Consider the following 16097-nt stretch of genomic DNA (forward strand, 5'->3'; position numbering starts at 1 on the left):
TGGGCCTTCAAGGGGTTTCTTGGGCGCGTTCCCAGTCAGCGCCACGGCTCTTCTGGAGTGTCGGTTCGCCGGTTGTGGTGGTCCAACAGCCTGGACAGCAGCTCGGTCAACCGCTGTCGCTCCTCGGGCGACAGCGGAGCCAGCAGTTTGTCCTGGGTTTCGGCCAACTGTTTCTCCAGTCGCCGTAGATGCCGCTTGCCTGCAGCGGTCAGTGAGATGATGTTGCGCCGCCGATCGGAGGGGTCCGCAGCGCGCTCGACCAGTTTGTGGTCGGCGAGCTCGTTGATCGTCGCGACCATGTCGCTGAGGTGGATGCCGCTACGGCGGCCCAGCGCGGCCTGGCTGGCCGGGCCGAACTCCTCCAGCGTTGCCAGCAGGCGGTAGTGGTAGCCGCGGGCACCGACGGACGAGAACCCCTCGGCCACCAGGCGGTGCGCGTGGTTGGCGGTCTGGGTGAGCAGCCAGCTGGGCAGGCTCTCCCACTTTGCGGGCGTCTGCTCGGCTGGGTGGTCCATGTGACAAGTCTAACGAGTCGTTGGAAGCACTAATGATCGTGATACCGTTCAGCCAACAAACGTTAGGCGCACGAACGTTCAGACGCTGAATGAGATCCCCTGGAGTCAAGGCTATGATCAAGCCGTTCCGCATCGACATCCCTCAGGCCGACCTCGACGACCTGGCCGACCGGCTCTCCCGCACCCGTTGGCCCAATGAGGTCGCCGACGCCGGGTGGGACTACGGCTTCCCGCTGGCGCGGCTCAGGGAACTGGCCGAATACTGGCGCACCGGCTACGACTGGCGCGAGCACGAGGCCAAGCTCAACTTGCTTCCGCACTTCACCACCGAGATCGACGGCCAGAACATCCACTTCGTCCACGTCCGGTCTTCGAAACCGGATGCGCTCGCACTGATCCTCACCCACGGCTGGCCCGGTTCGTTCCTGGAGTTCCTCGACGTGATCGAGCCGCTGTCGCGCGACTTCCACCTGGTGATTCCGTCCATCCCCGGTTACGGCTTCTCCGGACCGACCCATGAGCGCGGCTGGGACGCCGTCCGGGTCTCGCGGGCCTGGGCTGAGCTAATGCGCCGCCTGGGGTACGAGCGCTATGGCGCGCAGGGTGGCGACTTCGGCTCGGGCATCTCAACGGCGCTCGGCGCGGTGGCACCCGAGCGCGTCGTCGGGGTGCACGTCAACTACCTGCCGACCCGGCCGGTCCCCGACGCCGACATTGAGCTGTCCGAGACGGATGAAGCTCGGCTGGACAAGGTCAGGCAGCTCATGGCGAATCGCCCGCCGTACCAGGCTCTGCAGGTGCTCACCCCGCAGACCATCGGCTACGCGCTGACCGACTCACCGGTCGGCCAGCTGGTTCTGGATCGCCGAGCGATTCGCACAGTGGACCGATCCCGCCACGCCGGTCAGCGACGATCGGATGCTCACCGACATCTCGCTGTACTGGCTGACCGCGACCGCGGCCTCCTCGGGCCGGTTCCACCACGACGCCCCGCGGGGAGTCCAGCAGCCGTGCCGGGTGCCGGTCGGCGTGGCGGTGTTCGCGCACGACATCACGCTGTCGGTGCGACCGCTGGCCGAGCGGCTGTACGACATCAGGCACTGGTCGGAGTTCGACCGTGGCGGCCACTTCGCCGCGATGGAGGTGCCAGAGCTGCTTGCCGAGGACGTCCGGGATTTCTTCCTCACCCAGATCAAGTGACACGAACGTTCGCTAGTCGAACTACCTGAGGAGGCATCATGACCAGCACCGAAACCCTGATCCGCGCACTCGCCGACCGCGCCGAACTTGCCGACCTGGTCGCCCGCCACAGCTTGTGGATCGACGAGGGTCGCTACGGCGAGACCGACCGGCTCTTCACCGAGGATGTCGTCGTCAAGTCCCCGCGGGGGGAGGCCCGCGGCATCGGGGCGCTCATCGAACTCGTGCGCTCGGGCCACGACACGTACGCCCGCACCCTGCACAGCAAGTCCAACCTCGTCATCGAGGTCGACGGCGAAACCGCCACGGTGCGGGCCCACGACATCGCCGTGTTCGTCGTCGACGACAAGACTGAGGCCATCGCGGCCGGATTCCACCGCTACGGGGCGCGCCGCACCGAGGACGGCTGGCGCTTCGACCACCTCGTGGTCACCCCGGTCGCACTGACCGAAGCCCTCGGCCGGGCCCTCTAGAAGACACTGCTGGCCACGGACTTCCGGGCCTCCCGGGAGTTCGCGGCCAACGGCCGTTCGCCTTCGCCGTCCGCGAAGGAATCGTGGCGGCAGCACCTGGCCGCGGCGTGCGCAGCGCACGCCTTGAGGCGCTCGTGCCGCCTGGTTCCCGACCAGCGAGCGTCTCCACACCCGATCACGACCGCCTTCCAGGTGCCGGCCGGGTCCTTCATGGCATCGCACGGCCCGCCTGAACCGCGGTCAGAATGTGGCGATCGGGTTGACCGGGCTGCCGGACGTACCGGCGAAGCGGACCGGCGCGACTGCGAGGTGGAAGTCCCACTGGCCGAGCTCGGCAGCCGTCGTCGCGCACACCTCCAGGTCGCAGTTGTCGAGCATCCACAGACCCATCGCGACGAGGCTCACGGCGTGAACCGGCATCAACACGTCTTCGTACCCCGACGGCTGAACGTCCTGCGGGGTGTCGGCGCCGATCAGCGCGACCTCCCGTTCATGCAGCCACGGCAGGCAGGACGCGTGCCAGCCGGCCTGCGTGAAACCGCTGGCCTCACCGGCCTCGTGCCGGCCGCGGCCATAGCCGGTCCGCAGGAGTACCGCATCGCCGGGTCGCACCCGCACACCCTGGCGCCGCTCGGCCTCCTCGAGATCGTCGGGAAACACACCCTGCCCCGGTTCCAACCACGGCACGTCGCGGACCGTCGCGATGTCCAGCAGGACACCACGCGTGATGATCCCGTTCGCCGCCGCCGTGACGGCGGCCCAGGCCGATCCCGTTGCGGCGTCGACCAACGAGTGCGACCGCCCGTTGTACATCGTGCCGTCCCAGAAGATGTGGCACGGCGAGTCGACGTGGGTGAGGGTGTTGCCGTGGAACGTGATGCCGAGCCGCTCGGACGAAAACCCCCAGCGCCGGTCGGCGTGGAAGCCGGGCACCGGCATGTTCTCGGCACCCGGCATGTCGGCGGCGCAGGGGCACGTCGTCGTCGAGCGCTCCATGTCTTCCGGTACGGCAACCTCCCATGCGCACGACACGCTCCTGCCGTGGCGCACGGCCCGCGCCGCCGCCAGCCGGACGTCGTCGGTGATGTGGTTCAGAGTGCCGAGCTCGTCGTCGTCGCCCCACCGTCCCCAGTTCGACAGCGAGCGGAAGTACCCGAGCACGTCGTCCTGCGTGGGCATCGGTCGCCCTGCCGTCATCCCAGCATCGACTCCTTCGGTCATGCGGTGCGAGGCGCAGCAGGTAGGGTATCCCGCCTTCTCCTTCGACATGCCAAGGCCCGGTGAGCGGCGGGCCTACCCACACTCGGCCGCAACCGCTGAACCTTCAATAGATCATCGGGTTTTGACGACTGCGGACAGACCCCTGCCGGCGGATCATGCGGTCGGCTCCCCGCGGGCCCGGCCGGCGGCCCATAGTTCGCGCAGGTCGGGGATGTGGTTGTAGAGGGTGCCGGGGCTGACACCGAGGAGCCGGGCGATGTTCTCGCAGATGGCTAGCGGAGTGCGGCCCTCACGCGGAGGCTCACGAGGCGTCGAGGGCGCGGCCGCCTCGCTTCGGACGGCCGCCGTCCTCTAATCCGGTGGACGGAGTGAGCACTCACTCCGTATGGTCGACCGTATGACTGCTACCCCTGATAGGCGCAGGGCGCCGGGCATGGCCCCCGACCAACGACGCGAGACAATCATCCACGCCGCTCTGCCCTTGGTGGCCGAGCGCGGGGCTGCCGTGACCACTGCGCAGATCGCCCGCGCGGCCGGGATCGGTGAAGCCACCATCTTCCGCGTCTTCGACGACAAGGACGCCGTGCTCGAAGCATGCGTCGCGGCGGCCATGGACCCCACCCACGTCCTGCAACAGCTGAACTCCATCTCGCTGGACCAACCCCTTGCCGACCGACTCGTCGAGGCCATAGAGGCACTCGACGCCCACTTCGACCGCATGGGCACAGTGATCGGCGCCCTGCACGCCTCCGGCAACCCCAACCGCCGCCCCGGGCGCGGCACCACCAACCCCGCCCGGCCGCCGCAGCGATCCACAGACCGTTACGCCGCACAGGCCGCCACGCGCCAGGCGATCCTCGAACTGCTCGAACCCGAGCAACCGCGGCTACGACTTCCGGCCGACACCTTGACCCAGCTATTCCTCGGCCTGTTCTTCGGCAGAGGCCGAAACCTGCACCAGCACCCCGAGATCGACATCCGACAACTTGTCGATCTCTTCCTCCACGGCGCCTACGCGACCGGGCAGACAGAATGACGGCGACATCGGCACGCCGCCAGCTCGGGCGACTTGAACCCTCAGGCCGTTCCGGCGCTCACCGCGACTTCGCCGTTCATGCCGGCTGGGTAGAAGCCACCCGAATCCGCCGGGGTCTGGCTCAAGTACACGATGTTCAAGACGGACTGGGCCGATCGGCCGTAGCACATCCCGTTTTCATCCGTGGGGATGAAATTCGGGTCCGCCGCCGTGCCGACACCCTGGTCGTCATCGGCCGGACCATCAAGACTGTTACGCGCGTCGGAGATCTTTTGTACCGAGTCAAATACTGTGTCGTCGGCGAGTCCGGCGCTGTAAAGCGCGGATCGGACAATCCCCGCGTGGTATGCCTCGGTGGCCAGCAGGCCGGCTGCCGCATCAAGGTACGTTTTGTTCGACAAAAGTGACGCGGATCCCTTGAAGGCCGAAACTCCGACGTCTTCGAAGAGGAACGCCGCAAAGAGGAAGTTAAGGTCGTTCGCGTACGGATCAAAGCTTTCGCCTTGCTTGATTAGACCAGCGGCAGTCGCCGCCGCAGTGAAGCTCGCGTCCAGCGAAATCGCGGGACGAGCAACAGCGGCATTGCCGAGCGCGGCTCGCAAGAAGGCCACGTGCTGCATCTCGTCGGAGGCGATTTCCTTCGCGAACCTCTGCACGAAGTTGCTGCTGAAGTTCACTGATCGTCCGCCGGACACCTCGCCGCGCACCCCGGCGCCGGTAGTCATGTCGTCAGGAAGCCCGGATCCCGTCGTCGCGCGGAGATAGAACTCAGCTTCGAGATATTCGAGATTGAGGGCGAAGTTGAGGATAGCCGCGTCGCTCGGCGAGCCACCACCCGCCGGGTCGGCTTTGCACACCCCCGGATCTACCAAGGCCGCGAGCCTTCGCCGATCCGTTTCGGATTCTGCACTGCGTGACACTGCCTCTGAGATGAACCAGTTGTCCATGCTGCCTCCGTTTTGATGCATCCAGGTCCCCTGGCTGTCCGCGCCGGCCGACCTGAGTGGAAGGGATGACACTCACGCTAGTTGCGCGGACGAACCTCAGGATTTGTTTGCCGAAAGGCGGTACGGGATGAATCAAACTTCGACTACGCTCCGCGCGGTGGACCGTCCGCCGGTCGCCGCCCGCGCAGTCGCCAAGGTGCGCCGGGTGCTGCGGGGTTCGCGGCGTCCGGATGCTCCGCGTCGGCGGTGCTCGCCCGCCGGGCTTGCTGTCCTCTTTTTCGGCCCCCTAACCGTGGGTGCCGGTGACCGCGGGTGTGCGCTGGTCATACGGCACTTTCAAGGTCGAGCAGGCGCGTTTGGCGACGGGGTCGCCGCGGTAGCTCCCTATCGTGCCGACGGACCGGACGACGCGATGGCAGGGAACGACGATCGGGATGGGGTTGGTGGCGCAGGCGGTACCGACGGCGCGGACGGCTTGGGATTGCCGGCGGCCAGCGAGCCATAGCTGGCGATGCGGCCGTAACCGATGTCGGTGGTCAGATGGTGCAGCACGGTGCGGCGGAATCCGCGCGACAGGACGGCTGCCAGCCTGTTCCGATGACAGGGCCGAGCATCAACTCACTCGGGAGGCGCCGTCGTGGGCATGGCACCCTCGGCGAGCTTGAGTCGCGTCCAGATGTTCATGTTGATCACAACGGCCACGATCTCCAGGATCTCGTCCTGCGTGAAGTGCGTGATCATCCTGTCGTGTGCCTCCTGGACCCGGTTGTTGACGGTGGCGTCGGCGGCTCGGGTCAACGCCTCGGCGTAGGCCAGCGCGGCTCGCTCCTGCTCGGTGAACAGGTGCGTCTCCCACCACGCGGTGAGGGTCTCGACCTTGGACGGCGGGATGTCGGCGGTGCGGGCAGCGGCGTGGTGCACCAGAAGGCAGTAGCTGCAATTGTTGATCTGTGCGACGCGTAACCGCAGAAGCTGCGCCAGGGCCTGTTCCACCTGGAGCGTGGCGGTGTGGCCGAAAGCCGCGGCCCCGGCGTTTGCCAGAGCCATGAGTTGCTCGTTCGACGTGGCGTTCAGTCGGACGTTCTGGATCCTGGTGTCCAAGAGATGACCTCCTGTAGGTCACAACGACAACACCAGTGGTGGGGACGTCCACGTCGGTGGACAGCCGTATCGGGATTCCCGGCAGCCTTGATAGGCGGGCGTAGGTCGTGTACCGCGTCTTTCAGGTGCGCAAGCGTGGCGATCGCGACGGTGTCGATTCCGGGTCCGGTGTAAGTAGGCGTCTGAGATGAACCACATGGCCGCCAGGGCCAGCAGCGCGCTGGCGGTGATCCAGAGGCCCGGTCAGCGGGCGATCCGGTCGAGGAGCCTGGTCACCCTGCCCGTGAGGCAGGTGACGGGCATGCCGACATGCCGTCACCGGAGAGAGCCTGCACCCATCCGGCTGACTCCTCGTCCAGGCCGACCACCTCGGCCCCGTGTCCGGCGCGCGGACCCGGGGTCCGCGCGCCGGAGGTGTCAGGCCGTCGCCCGCTTCGGGAGCTTCCACCCTGGGCGGGGGAAGTGGCAGGTGTAACCGTTGGGGTAGGTCTGCAGGTAGTTCTGGTGCTCGGGCTCAGCTTCCCAGAAGTCGCCTGCCGGGGTGACCTCGGTAACGACCTTACCGGGCCACAGGCCCGAGGCGTCGACGTCGGCGATCGTGTCCTCGGCGACCCGCTTCTGCTCGTCGTTGATGTAGAAGATCGCCGAGCGGTAGCTGATGCCGATGTCGTTGCCCTGGCGGTTCTTCGTCGAGGGGTCGTGGATCTGGAAGAAGAACTCGAGCAGCGCGCGGAAGTCGGTCTTCTCGGTGTCGTAGACGACCTCGATGGACTCCGCGTGGGTGCCGTGGTTGCGGTAGGTGGCGTTCGGGACGTCGCCGCCGCTGTAGCCGACGCGCGTGGACACGACGCCGGGCTGGTGGCGGAAGAGCTCCTCCATGCCCCAGAAGCAGCCGCCGGCGAGGATCACCTTTTCAGTGGTCACGTCGTCTCCCTACTTGTCGTCGGTGCCAGTGTTGCTGTCACTCGTGAACAGGGTGCGGTATTCGCCGTACCCTGCGTTCGCCAGGTCGTCGAGGTGTATGAACCGCAACGACGCGGAGTTGATGCAGTAGCGCAGTCCACCCTTGTCGGGGGGACCGTCGTTGAAGACGTGGCCGAGGTGGCTGTCGCCGTGCAGCGAGCGGGCCTCAGTCCGGATCATCCCGTGGCTGGAGTCTTCGTTCTCGACGACGTTCGTCTTGGCGATCGGCTTCGTGAAGCTCGGCCAGCCGGACTTGCTGTCGTACTTGTCGACCGATGCGAACAGCGGCTCGCCGGACACGACGTCGACGTAGATGCCGGGCTCGTGGTTGTCCCAGTAGGCGTTGGCGAACGGGCGCTCGGTGCCGTCCTGCTGGGTCACGCGGTACTGCTCCGGGTCAAGCCGCGAAACGGCGTCCGGGTTCTTGTGGTAATGGGTCTGCTGGGGCACAGCTCTCCCTTCCCGGCCTTTCGGCGCGGAGCTGGGGAACGAGGCGAAACGCACCTGTACAGACACCCTGCGGGCCGGTTGTATTCCCGCGGCCCTTGGCTTCCGTGGACCATCAAGTCCGGGAAAACTCTTCGGAAGTGCCCGGCTGGGTGGCGTCGCTATGGTGGGTGGCCTGGGGGGTGTCGCCGCCCCAGTAGCACCGGCGTGATCCCAAGAGTGGACTTGACCGACCAGTTCTACCGCGACTAGGTTCGGGGCGTCCGACTGGGTGCCTCCGCTGGCGACGAACTGTCCGACGTGCCTACCGGCGTCGAGTTCTACGGACGTCGCGCCACTCTCGGGGCGCCGGGTGCTGCCAACACACATCGCGATCGGGTGGGGAAGGGGCCAACTGTCGTGAGTGAAAGTTTCGAGGGCCGTAAGGTCGTGGTCGTCGGCGGCAGCAGCGGCATGGGTCTCGCCACGACCCACCGAGTCGTCGCCGGGGGCGGCATTGCCGTGATCACGGGCCGCGACCAGGAAAAGGTCGGGGCCGGCAGCCCGAATGACATCGCGAACGCGGTGTCATGCCTGCCGTCGGACAAGTCGAGCTGGATGACCGGCGCCATCGTCGAGGTCGACGGCGGCACCATGGCCGGCCGCAACTGACCCTCGAGACGTAACGCCGGGATCGCGCCGGCGGGGCCTCGACCCCGGCGCCGCCTTGCCGGCGACTTCGCTATCGCGCTCGTTCCTCGACACTCTCGCGCCACAACCGCTACCGATCAACGTGGTGAGACACCGAGGCCTGGCGCCGCTAATGCTGGTGAAACGAAACGTGCACCTCGTGCCCGTGCAAACGAGGACTGGATACAGGGAGGCGCCGGATGAAGGCGATTGTAGTGACGGACGAGGCCGCGGGAATGGCCGGGATGACGCTGGTGGAGCGGCCCGAGCCGGACGCGGCGCTGAACGACGTCGTCGTTCAGGTTCATGCGTCGGGATTCGTCCCGACTGAGTTGGCGTGGCCCTCGACCTGGACCGACCGCCTCGGCCGTGACCGGACGCCGTCGATCCCTGGGCACGAGCTGGCCGGAGTGGTCACCGCTCTCGGCTATGGCACGACGGGACTGTCGGTGGGTCAGCGGGTGTTCGGCCTCACGGACTGGACTCGCGACGGCACCCTGGCGGAGTATGTGGCCGTCGAGGCGCGTAACCTCGCGCCGCTGCCCGGCGACGTCGACTTCACGGTGGGCGCGAGCCTGCCGATCTCGGGCCTGACCGCGTGGCAGGGACTGTTCGAGCACGGCCGCCTTCAGGCGGGGCAGAGTGTCCTCGTGCACGGAGCGGCCGGCGCAGTCGGTTCGATGGTGACGCAGCTCGCACGTGAGGCCGGCGCCCACGTCGTCGGCACCGGGCGCGCTGCTGACCGTCAAGCGGCGCTCGACTTCGGCGCGCAGGAGTTCGTCGACCTCGAGAACGACGTCCTCGAAGACGTCGGCGGAATCGATCTGGTGTTCGATGTCATCGGCGGCGACATCGGGAAGCGGTCCGCAGGCCTGATTCGAGCCGGAGGAACGCTGGTGTCCGTCGTCGGCCCGCCGGAGGCGCGGCCCGCCGACGGCCTGGCGGTCGACTTCGTCGTCGAGCCCGACCGCGCTCAACTGGGTGAGGTCGTCCGGCGGGTGCGCGACGGACGACTCCGGACAAACATCGGCAAGGTCGCGACCCTCGACGACGCCGTCGCCGCTTTCAATCCGACCGAGCGGATCACCGGGAAGACGATCATCCGCGTTCGTCCGTAAGGACTCGGGGACAGCGAGCGGTCTGCCCTCCTTGTGGATCAGCGTCAACCCCGGCGTTATCGCCGACGTCGAATCATGGCCGGCCGCGATTGACCCTCGAAACGTAACGCCGGGATCACGCCGGTTGGGCTGCGGACGTGCCCGTACGCGTCCGCAGCCCGCGCCCGCCGGGAGACCACCAGCACATTCGGCGAGAGACAGTCCCGGTTGGTGGCGTTACGGTGCACGAATGCGCGGCCGCGGCCCGGCTGGCGGCTTTGCCAGCCGGTCCCGCCGCGCGTCGGCCGTCGCGTAGTCCTTGCCCGCCCTGGCCAACTGGCGCTGCTCCAGTGTGACGTCGACGAGCTTGCCGAGCGCATCGCGGTACTCGTCGCCGGCGCCCACCTAGCCATCACGCGAAGTATCCGGCCGCTGGGGACGCCTGAACCTTCTCAGCGGTTGGCGTACGTTCAGACGCGACGACGCGTGTTCAATGCCCATGCCCGGCTGTGTGCGACCGAGGGGATGCCGGGTCCAGAACGTCGGCATATTCCGGACGAGCATTGACGAATGCTGCCGCGAACGGGCACGTGACGGTGGCGGTCTTCCCTTGCTTGCGCAGTTCGTCGAGGACGCCGCCGATGAGCCTGGCGGCTACTCCCTTCCCCCGGAACTCGGGGAGCACGGATGTCGCCAACAGTATGACGCGGCTCCCGACCTTGCTGTAGACGAGCCCAGCGGCTGTCCGGCCCCCTAACGCGGCCTCGTAGATGCCGAGCTCACTGTTGTCGGTGATGACGAGGTCTTCCGCCTCGGGCGCGGTGGCTCCCGACAGGTTCGAGCCACCCAGATCTTCCTCGGCACTGGTCAACGTGATCATGTCCTCGGCGTTGCCCGCCATGTTGTCTCCTGAATCTCGCGTGTGGTCAGCGACCTGGGAGTGCCAGTCAGCTCGGATGAAGTGGCAGGAGTATCCCGCCTCGGACTATTGCGTAACCGACGTCGGAGACGTTGGCATCGTCCGGACGCGTCACGATAGAGCGGATTCTTAGCGCTCAGGCAGTCGGCACCGGGAGGCTGAGGACGAGCGACCCACGCAGGTCGACCAGGACACGGCCGGCCGTGCGCACCACGCGCATGACGACGTCCTCGCAGCCGGGACATCGGGCGACGAGGCCGGGCGCTCGGTCGAACACGCGCATCGCGGCCAGCGGACGGGGCGTCCGGCACCCGGCGCAGGTGAGCTCGGCAACGGTGAGGTCGGTCCCCATGATCTCGCCGAGCGGTCCGGCGAGGGCGTTACCGTCCACCCAGGGTGCGTCGTCGGTTCCGACGCTGGTGGTCGACATGCTCATCCTCCGGTGGGTCCGAAACGTTCAGTGCGGATGTTCGCGGGATCGTGGCCGATGTCGACGAGGAGGTCGGCAACGGTCTCGACGAATCCGGTGGGCCCGCAGACGAACGCCACAGCGTCGGCATCGCGGGGCCAGGCGACGCGGGCGAGGGCGTCCGCGTCCAGTCGTCGGGGTGGGGCCGGCCAGCCGGGGGGCGCGACCCTGGTATAGACGTGCGTGACTGCGACGCGCCTATCGCCTGCGGCTCGTGCAGTTGCAAGATCCGCGGCGAACAGCGCATCGAGCGGGGATCGCGTCGAGTAGAGCAGCCTGGTGGGATTCGTCGCCGCACGCACCATCGACATCAGCGGCGCCACGCCGGATCCGCCGCCGATCAGCAACGCCGGCCGCGGATCGGCGGGTCGGCGTACGAACCAGCCGCCGAGCGGCCCACGGATCTCGAGCTGGTCACCCGGCTCTGCGACGTCGGCGAGGTACGGCGAGACCTCACCCTCGGGCACAGCCTGGACGGTCACCTCGAGGCGGTCGGGCCCCGGGGCGGACGAGATCGAGTAGCTGCGGTATGCCGTGTAGCCGTCGGGAGCCGTCAACCGGACGTCAACGTGCTGGCCCGGCACGTGACCTGTCCAGCCGTCGACGTCGAGGACCAGGGTCCGCGCCGTCGCAGTCTCCGCGCGGGTGGCGGCGACGGTCGCCGGCTGCCAGGTCAATCTGCCAGGTATCGCTGCTCGCGCCATGGGTCCCCGTAGTTGTGGTAGCCGGCCGTCTCCCAGAACCCGGGCTCGTCATCGAGACGCAGTTCCAGAGCGCGCAGCCATTTCGCGCTCTTCCAGAAATACAGGTGAGGAACGAGGAGGCGAGCTGGCCCGCCGTGCACCGGAACCAGAGGCTCACCGTCGAACTCGTACGCCACCCAGGCCTGGCCGTCGAGAAGGTCCTCGAGCGGGATGTTCGTGGTGTAGCCGCCGTAGGAGTGGGCGACGACGTACTCGGCCGTCGTCTCGACGTCGGCCAGCAACGTGTCCACCGAGACGCCTCGCCAGCGCGTGCCGAACTTCGACCAGTGCGTGACGCAATGGATGTCCACGGTCGGTTCTTCGGCAGGAAGGGCGGCGAACTCCGCCCATGACCACGTGCTCCGCTCGCCGGTCTCGGTGATGACGGCGAGCTCCCACCGGTCGAGGCCGATGCGCGGTGTCGGTCCCGCCGACAGCACCGGGAAGTCATCCGTGCGGTACTGGCCGGGCGGGAGGTCGGTGTCGTCGCGTCTGCGGCCCCCGAAGCCGCGTGTGATCAATGCCATGCGCCCCTCCCCATGTGGCCGGGCGGCCGCGAGCCCGCTGCCACCCGTGCTTCCACTCGGCCGGTGGATGTCGATGTGGTACCCGCCCATATCGTCATCGTCAGCGAGTGCCCCGGTGATGAGATTCTCCGCGGTGGGGACGTAAACACCCGCAATCCACGGAATATGAACTGGACCATCGCGTCCAGAGTATGCTGCCATGGCGCCGGTCGGCAAACTTCGCTGGCCATCGGTGATTTGGGGCAAGCAGCAGCGCGCCTGGTGGTCGCGGCGGTGCACCGTCATCTGATGGGTGCCTCTGCAGCGAGAGTATAATGGACGATGGCGTCCATAGAGTGCGGCTAGAAATTGTTCCGAGTTGGTCGTTGGACATGTCGTAGCGCTGCGAGATGGCGGCGGCCGGTGTCGTGCCCGATGTCAGGAGAGTTCGATGGACCCTGTTCCCTCCGGTGGGAACGTTGTCGATGGCCAGCCGGTCGCTGCGGTGGACATGATCGCCGCCCTGACCGCTGCACGGCTAGTGTTCCCGGACGGTGCAACTCAATCATTCACGGCGGGTGGCCGGACGACCTACGTCGACAGGGGCACACCGTCAGCTGGCGAGTGGTCTGTTACGGGTGACGGGACCTTCGCCTCATTCTGGCCGCCGACGTACCGTGCGGCGTACACGGTTCGGTGGATCGTCGAGGACGAAGTGCGGGTGGGCGTCAGCTTCACGGATACCCGGAGCCGAGTCCGCTACGACGGCCGGTACCGATGACTGGACGAGATTCGAGCCATACGTCGAATCACGATCGGCTCGGTGCTTTCTCCTGTGAGGTCGGTCGACTCCTGGCTCAGGGCACTCTCCTCGGCCGCGTCCACGCACAGATCAGCCGACCCGCCGCGTCCGCGATGAACTGGCACATTCACGCCGTGCCGCTTGTGCTTGCCGGAGGAGCAGGGCTCCTGGTCGCGAACCGATCGATCGGGGGCTCCGCTGAAAAGGGCTCAATTAACGGGTCGGTTCGCCGGACGGCTCCAAGAGGAACGACTTGATGTGTTCCAGCGCCATGTCCAGAGCAACTTCCATGGGTTCAACGTTGTGCGCGGCGTTCGCCAGCAAGTAGCCGCCTTGCAAAGCTGCCATCAACCCCGTGGCCAACTTCTCCGGGTCGGCGTCCTGGCGAAGTGCACCGCTGTCCCGCATCCGGTGCAGACCATCACTGATCAGGTTTCCCCATGCCGCAAACGTCTCCGACAGCATCGATCGAGCCTGCTCATCTTGATCCGACAGCTCGACAGCCATCGACCCGAGGCCGCACCCGTATTTGCCGTTGTTCAGCGAGTTGGCCTGGACCAGCGCGTTACGCCACCGGACCAGCCCTGAAAACGATCTCAGTCGTTCGAGCCCTCCCCGCTCGCGCTGAAGCACAAGCGCGCCTCGATATTTGACCAACGCGCGCACGAGCTCCTGCTTGTCGGCGAAGTGGTGGTAAAGCTGAGACTTGCTCGTCTGACTTGCCTCGCGGACGTCGTCAAGGGTCGTCGCGTTCACTCCGCGCACGAACATCAGCCGGTTCGCCGCCTCGAGGATCCGCTCTCGCGTCGCGATGCCCCGTTGACTGATCCTCCGCTGCTTCGTCGGCGCAGCCACCTGCTCGTCGCCCATCGGTCAAGTGTATCTAGCGGCGCGCACCAGAGAATCTATGGAGGATGGGACCTTGGAGTCCACCCAGCGTTATGTCGCATTGACGTGATGATGAAGGACGAACGTACGCACCGCCTGCTCGGTTGAACGGGTGCTATGTCCGCGAGAGCATCAACAGGGCGAATTCTTCCCTGGACTGTCTGGTCCTCATTGCGGCAAGCTGTTGCTCAGGAGTTGCTCGGCGGTGCGTCGTGAGCGGCGCGCCGGAGGTCAGCGTGTGTCAACGCTCGTTGACTGCGTCTGCACATCACGCGCATCACCCGCAGCTGAACTTGGCTGCGGCCATGAAGCAACAAGAGGGAATCAACGGGGAAACCAGTGAACGCGAGGAGGTCCTCGCGGGCGTCAGCGAGGTTCTCAGCGGCAGCGGGGAACTGGACCAGACTGCCGGTCTTCGGGTTCGGCAGGCCGGATACGTGGTCATTTCGCTGCTGCAGTTGGCTGCCAACTGATCCGTTCATAGCAGACCAGGGCGATCAAGATGATGGCGACTAGAGCGAGGGCGGCGAGGGCGGGAAGGTGTCGGGCGACGGGCAGCAGCGCGAGGATGGTGCCGGCCGCGAGGATCGGGGCGAGTGGGGTGTGCCGGACGGTGAGTTGAAGGAACAGGGCCCGACCAACGAGGTAAAGGGCCGGGCCGCCGAACAGAGCTGCGGTCGAAGTCCAGTCCAGCGGGACCCCAGCGGGCTGCTGAAGTGGGTGGTGGGTCATGTGGGCGAGGACCACCTCGATGCCGAGGGCCAGGAAGATGATCCCGGCGATGAGCACGAAGTGAGCCAAGCTGTAGGCGATGCCGCCGGTCCGAGTCCGGTCCGAACCGGGGATCCGCGCCAGGGCTTGTCCGGCAGGTGCGGCGGCGTTTCGAAGTACAGCCACCACAGGGCCAGCGCCGTGGTCAGGGCGAGCAGCGCAGCGATCAGGACCGGCCAACGAGTGACCGCCGATCCGGCGCCGACGCCCACCGAGATCAGCGACTCGCCCAGTGCAATGATTACTATCAGGCCGTGCCGCTCGGCGAAATGGCTGGGGCTGGGCAACGGCGCGCGTCCGGCAGACACCGCGATGAATAGGCCGCCGACGCAGTCGATGAGGAACGCCGCGGCCCACAACAGCGTCTGCGTGGCGCCGCCGAAAACCGCGCCGAACAGCAGCGCAGGCAAGCCCACCGAGACCGGGATGACCCGGAAGCGCAGCGAAGCGCGTAGCCGCGCGTTACCGGCCGATATGTGCCAGACGAGGGCCAGGTATACCGCCCGGATGACGATGTAGACGACGGCCAAAGTCATGGGCGCGGCCAGTGACTGGTTGCCGTGCCGCCACGCCTCGGGGAGGGGACCAGGGCGGCCACGAACATCGCGGCCATCACAGCGGTGTTTCCGGCGCGGACCAGGCCCACGTCGGCGCGGACCTGGTTGGCCAGCCAAGCGTAGTTGGTGAACGGCCACCACAGCAGTAGCAGGAGCACAAGGCTATGGGCCAGCCCGAGTGGCGTCGGCGCCTGTGCCGTGAACGTCGCCACCCGGATGAAGGCGAACACGAACACCAGGTCGAAGAACACCTCGAACGGCGTGGTCCGATGGGTTTCCTCGGTCGGCACCGGCGGCCCGGCTCGGAAGATGTGCCTCCTGGGCCAATCTTGTTCGCCCAACATCCGGCAGATCCGAATTCACATTTAAACCCGGCAGCCGCCGCTGGCCACCACGGATGACTTCGGCGCAGCTCGCAGATACCCCACTTCGACCTCTCGGGTGGTCTGGGCGCAATGAGCATGCGCGCGTGCGACATCTGCCAACCCGTCCAGGCCCTCATCCCGATGCCAGCGCGCCTAGCTAGCATGGTCAACTCGACCAGCGCTCGGCGGAGTGTCACCCATCAACTGAAGCCAACCCGTCACGGATCAAGCGGAGTACGACACCGGACTGGCGCGTGTCTGGTCCCACCACATGCTTGACGAATCCGTTCCCAGCACATGTTTGGCGGTCGGCCTAGTGTCCTGAGTCGGTGATTAGCTGCTGAATTCGGGTAGGCTTCGTGGTATGCCGCGAACAGGGCGCCCGAAGGCCGAGCTGGTTTTGTCCGA

At 66.8% G+C, this 16097-nt stretch carries 21 protein-coding genes and 1 pseudogene; 6 read left to right on the forward strand and 16 right to left on the reverse strand.

Translation table 11 applies throughout. The annotated features are described in order from the left end of the window. Positions 1–35 precede the first annotated feature (35 nt). Positions 36–515: a MarR family winged helix-turn-helix transcriptional regulator gene (locus ACWD6N_RS31245; RefSeq protein ID WP_354968191.1), complete on the reverse strand. Its 480-nt coding sequence runs from the start codon at positions 513–515 to the stop codon at positions 36–38. Between the two features lie 113 nt (positions 516–628). Here ACWD6N_RS31245 and ACWD6N_RS31250 point away from each other — a divergent pair. Beyond that, positions 629–1715: pseudogene (locus ACWD6N_RS31250) on the forward strand (epoxide hydrolase family protein). A gap of 38 nt (positions 1716–1753) precedes the next feature. Next, a complete protein-coding gene (locus tag ACWD6N_RS31255) occupies positions 1754–2188 on the forward strand; it encodes a nuclear transport factor 2 family protein (RefSeq protein ID WP_354968189.1) in 435 nt (144 codons plus the stop codon). Between the two features lie 240 nt (positions 2189–2428). Here the strand turns inward: ACWD6N_RS31255 and ACWD6N_RS31260 are convergent, their stop codons facing one another. Further along, entirely contained in the window at positions 2429–3367 is a 939-nt protein-coding gene (locus tag ACWD6N_RS31260; RefSeq protein WP_387329992.1) for a cyclase family protein, read from the reverse strand. 475 nt (positions 3368–3842) lie between these two features. Here ACWD6N_RS31260 and ACWD6N_RS31265 point away from each other — a divergent pair, with 475 nt between their 5' ends. Beyond that, on the forward strand, positions 3843–4445 hold the full coding sequence (locus tag ACWD6N_RS31265) for a TetR/AcrR family transcriptional regulator (RefSeq protein WP_387329995.1): 603 nt from the start codon (positions 3843–3845) through the stop codon (positions 4443–4445). A gap of 41 nt (positions 4446–4486) precedes the next feature. Here the strand turns inward: ACWD6N_RS31265 and ACWD6N_RS31270 are convergent, their stop codons facing one another. The 5 genes from ACWD6N_RS31270 to msrB all read right to left on the reverse strand — a co-directional run bounded on the left by ACWD6N_RS31270 (position 4487) and on the right by msrB (position 7960). Further along, positions 4487–5392: a ferritin-like domain-containing protein gene (locus ACWD6N_RS31270; RefSeq protein WP_354968186.1), complete on the reverse strand. Its 906-nt coding sequence runs from the start codon at positions 5390–5392 to the stop codon at positions 4487–4489. Between the two features lie 286 nt (positions 5393–5678). Then, the gene (locus ACWD6N_RS31275; RefSeq protein ID WP_387330018.1) at positions 5679–5996 is read right to left on the reverse strand and encodes a methylated-DNA--[protein]-cysteine S-methyltransferase; all 318 of its coding nucleotides are present in this window, start codon (positions 5994–5996) and stop codon (positions 5679–5681) included. A gap of 14 nt (positions 5997–6010) precedes the next feature. After that, positions 6011–6439, reverse strand: coding sequence for a carboxymuconolactone decarboxylase family protein (locus ACWD6N_RS31280; RefSeq protein ID WP_450005700.1), 429 nt, complete (start codon positions 6437–6439; stop codon positions 6011–6013). A gap of 471 nt (positions 6440–6910) precedes the next feature. Further along, complete coding sequence (gene msrA, locus ACWD6N_RS31285; protein ID WP_354968184.1) at positions 6911–7417, reverse strand: peptide-methionine (S)-S-oxide reductase MsrA; 507 nt, start codon at positions 7415–7417, stop codon at positions 6911–6913. A gap of 9 nt (positions 7418–7426) precedes the next feature. Next, positions 7427–7960 (reverse strand): peptide-methionine (R)-S-oxide reductase MsrB, encoded by a 534-nt coding sequence (gene msrB / locus ACWD6N_RS31290; protein ID WP_450005702.1) that lies wholly within the window; start codon positions 7958–7960, stop codon positions 7427–7429. 372 nt (positions 7961–8332) lie between these two features. Here msrB and ACWD6N_RS31295 point away from each other — a divergent pair, with 372 nt between their 5' ends. After that, a complete protein-coding gene (locus ACWD6N_RS31295) occupies positions 8333–8554 on the forward strand; it encodes an SDR family oxidoreductase (RefSeq protein ID WP_354968183.1) in 222 nt (73 codons plus the stop codon). A 218-nt stretch (positions 8555–8772) separates the two neighbouring features. Continuing rightward, the gene (locus ACWD6N_RS31300) at positions 8773–9690 is read left to right on the forward strand and encodes an NADP-dependent oxidoreductase (RefSeq protein WP_354968182.1); all 918 of its coding nucleotides are present in this window, start codon (positions 8773–8775) and stop codon (positions 9688–9690) included. 216 nt (positions 9691–9906) lie between these two features. On the opposite strand, the gene ACWD6N_RS31305 is transcribed toward ACWD6N_RS31300, so the two are convergent. The 6 genes from ACWD6N_RS31305 to ACWD6N_RS31330 form a co-directional block, all read right to left on the reverse strand. Next, the gene (locus ACWD6N_RS31305; RefSeq protein ID WP_450005704.1) at positions 9907–10074 is read right to left on the reverse strand and encodes a hypothetical protein; all 168 of its coding nucleotides are present in this window, start codon (positions 10072–10074) and stop codon (positions 9907–9909) included. An 85-nt stretch (positions 10075–10159) separates the two neighbouring features. Then, positions 10160–10570, reverse strand: coding sequence for a GNAT family N-acetyltransferase (locus ACWD6N_RS31310; RefSeq protein ID WP_450005706.1), 411 nt, complete (start codon positions 10568–10570; stop codon positions 10160–10162). A gap of 154 nt (positions 10571–10724) precedes the next feature. Further along, positions 10725–11018, reverse strand: coding sequence for a DUF6510 family protein (locus ACWD6N_RS31315; RefSeq protein ID WP_450005708.1), 294 nt, complete (start codon positions 11016–11018; stop codon positions 10725–10727). Positions 11019–11020: 2 nt separating this feature from the next. Then, complete coding sequence (locus ACWD6N_RS31320) at positions 11021–11761, reverse strand: FAD-binding oxidoreductase (protein ID WP_450005710.1); 741 nt, start codon at positions 11759–11761, stop codon at positions 11021–11023. Next, a complete protein-coding gene (locus tag ACWD6N_RS31325) occupies positions 11731–12327 on the reverse strand; it encodes a sulfite oxidase-like oxidoreductase (RefSeq protein ID WP_450005722.1) in 597 nt (198 codons plus the stop codon). Before ACWD6N_RS31325 ends, ACWD6N_RS31320 begins: the two co-directional genes overlap by 31 nt. A 994-nt stretch (positions 12328–13321) precedes the next feature. Continuing rightward, positions 13322–13978 carry a TetR/AcrR family transcriptional regulator gene (locus ACWD6N_RS31330; RefSeq protein ID WP_450005712.1) on the reverse strand — a complete coding sequence of 219 codons (657 nt, stop codon included), beginning with the start codon at positions 13976–13978 and terminating at the stop codon, positions 13322–13324. Positions 13979–14301: 323 nt separating this feature from the next. Between ACWD6N_RS31330 and ACWD6N_RS31335 the strand changes: the two genes are divergently transcribed. Continuing rightward, entirely contained in the window at positions 14302–14469 is a 168-nt protein-coding gene (locus tag ACWD6N_RS31335) for a hypothetical protein (RefSeq protein WP_450005714.1), read from the forward strand. Here the strand turns inward: ACWD6N_RS31335 and ACWD6N_RS31340 are convergent. From ACWD6N_RS31340 to ACWD6N_RS31350, 3 genes are read right to left on the reverse strand one after another with little or no spacing between them, the layout of a single operon-like run. Beyond that, a complete protein-coding gene (locus ACWD6N_RS31340; RefSeq protein ID WP_450005716.1) occupies positions 14438–14785 on the reverse strand; it encodes a low temperature requirement protein A in 348 nt (115 codons plus the stop codon). The genes ACWD6N_RS31335 and ACWD6N_RS31340 overlap by 32 nt on opposite strands. After that, entirely contained in the window at positions 14725–15303 is a 579-nt protein-coding gene (locus ACWD6N_RS31345; protein ID WP_450005718.1) for a low temperature requirement protein A, read from the reverse strand. The genes ACWD6N_RS31340 and ACWD6N_RS31345 overlap by 61 nt, the downstream gene beginning before the upstream one ends. Beyond that, positions 15300–15614 (reverse strand): low temperature requirement protein A, encoded by a 315-nt coding sequence (locus tag ACWD6N_RS31350; protein WP_450005720.1) that lies wholly within the window; start codon positions 15612–15614, stop codon positions 15300–15302. The genes ACWD6N_RS31345 and ACWD6N_RS31350 overlap by 4 nt, the downstream gene beginning before the upstream one ends. Positions 15615–16097: the final 483 nt, after the last annotated feature.

The sequence above is a fragment of the Micromonospora sp. NPDC005163 genome, from assembly GCF_053599835.1.

Excerpts from the sequence above, each read along its gene's own strand:
- ACWD6N_RS31245 (WP_354968191.1), bottom strand. The coding sequence starts at position 515 with ATGGACCACCCAGCCGAGCAGACGCCCGCAAAGTGGGAGAGCCTGCCC.
- ACWD6N_RS31255 (WP_354968189.1), top strand. The coding sequence starts at position 1,754 with ATGACCAGCACCGAAACCCTGATCCGCGCACTCGCCGACCGCGCCGAA.
- ACWD6N_RS31260 (WP_387329992.1), bottom strand. The coding sequence starts at position 3,367 with ATGCCCACGCAGGACGACGTGCTCGGGTACTTCCGCTCGCTGTCGAAC.
- ACWD6N_RS31265 (WP_387329995.1), top strand. The coding sequence starts at position 3,843 with ATGGCCCCCGACCAACGACGCGAGACAATCATCCACGCCGCTCTGCCC.
- ACWD6N_RS31270 (WP_354968186.1), bottom strand. The coding sequence starts at position 5,392 with ATGGACAACTGGTTCATCTCAGAGGCAGTGTCACGCAGTGCAGAATCC.
- ACWD6N_RS31280 (WP_450005700.1), bottom strand. The coding sequence starts at position 6,439 with ATGGCTCTGGCAAACGCCGGGGCCGCGGCTTTCGGCCACACCGCCACG.
- ACWD6N_RS31300 (WP_354968182.1), top strand. The coding sequence starts at position 8,773 with ATGAAGGCGATTGTAGTGACGGACGAGGCCGCGGGAATGGCCGGGATG.
- ACWD6N_RS31310 (WP_450005706.1), bottom strand. The coding sequence starts at position 10,570 with ATGGCGGGCAACGCCGAGGACATGATCACGTTGACCAGTGCCGAGGAA.
- ACWD6N_RS31315 (WP_450005708.1), bottom strand. The coding sequence starts at position 11,018 with ATGTCGACCACCAGCGTCGGAACCGACGACGCACCCTGGGTGGACGGT.
- ACWD6N_RS31320 (WP_450005710.1), bottom strand. The coding sequence starts at position 11,761 with ATGGCGCGAGCAGCGATACCTGGCAGATTGACCTGGCAGCCGGCGACC.
- ACWD6N_RS31325 (WP_450005722.1), bottom strand. The coding sequence starts at position 12,327 with ATGGCATTGATCACACGCGGCTTCGGGGGCCGCAGACGCGACGACACC.
- ACWD6N_RS31330 (WP_450005712.1), bottom strand. The coding sequence starts at position 13,978 with ATGGGCGACGAGCAGGTGGCTGCGCCGACGAAGCAGCGGAGGATCAGT.
- ACWD6N_RS31335 (WP_450005714.1), top strand. The coding sequence starts at position 14,302 with ATGAAGCAACAAGAGGGAATCAACGGGGAAACCAGTGAACGCGAGGAG.
- ACWD6N_RS31345 (WP_450005718.1), bottom strand. The coding sequence starts at position 15,303 with ATGACTTTGGCCGTCGTCTACATCGTCATCCGGGCGGTATACCTGGCC.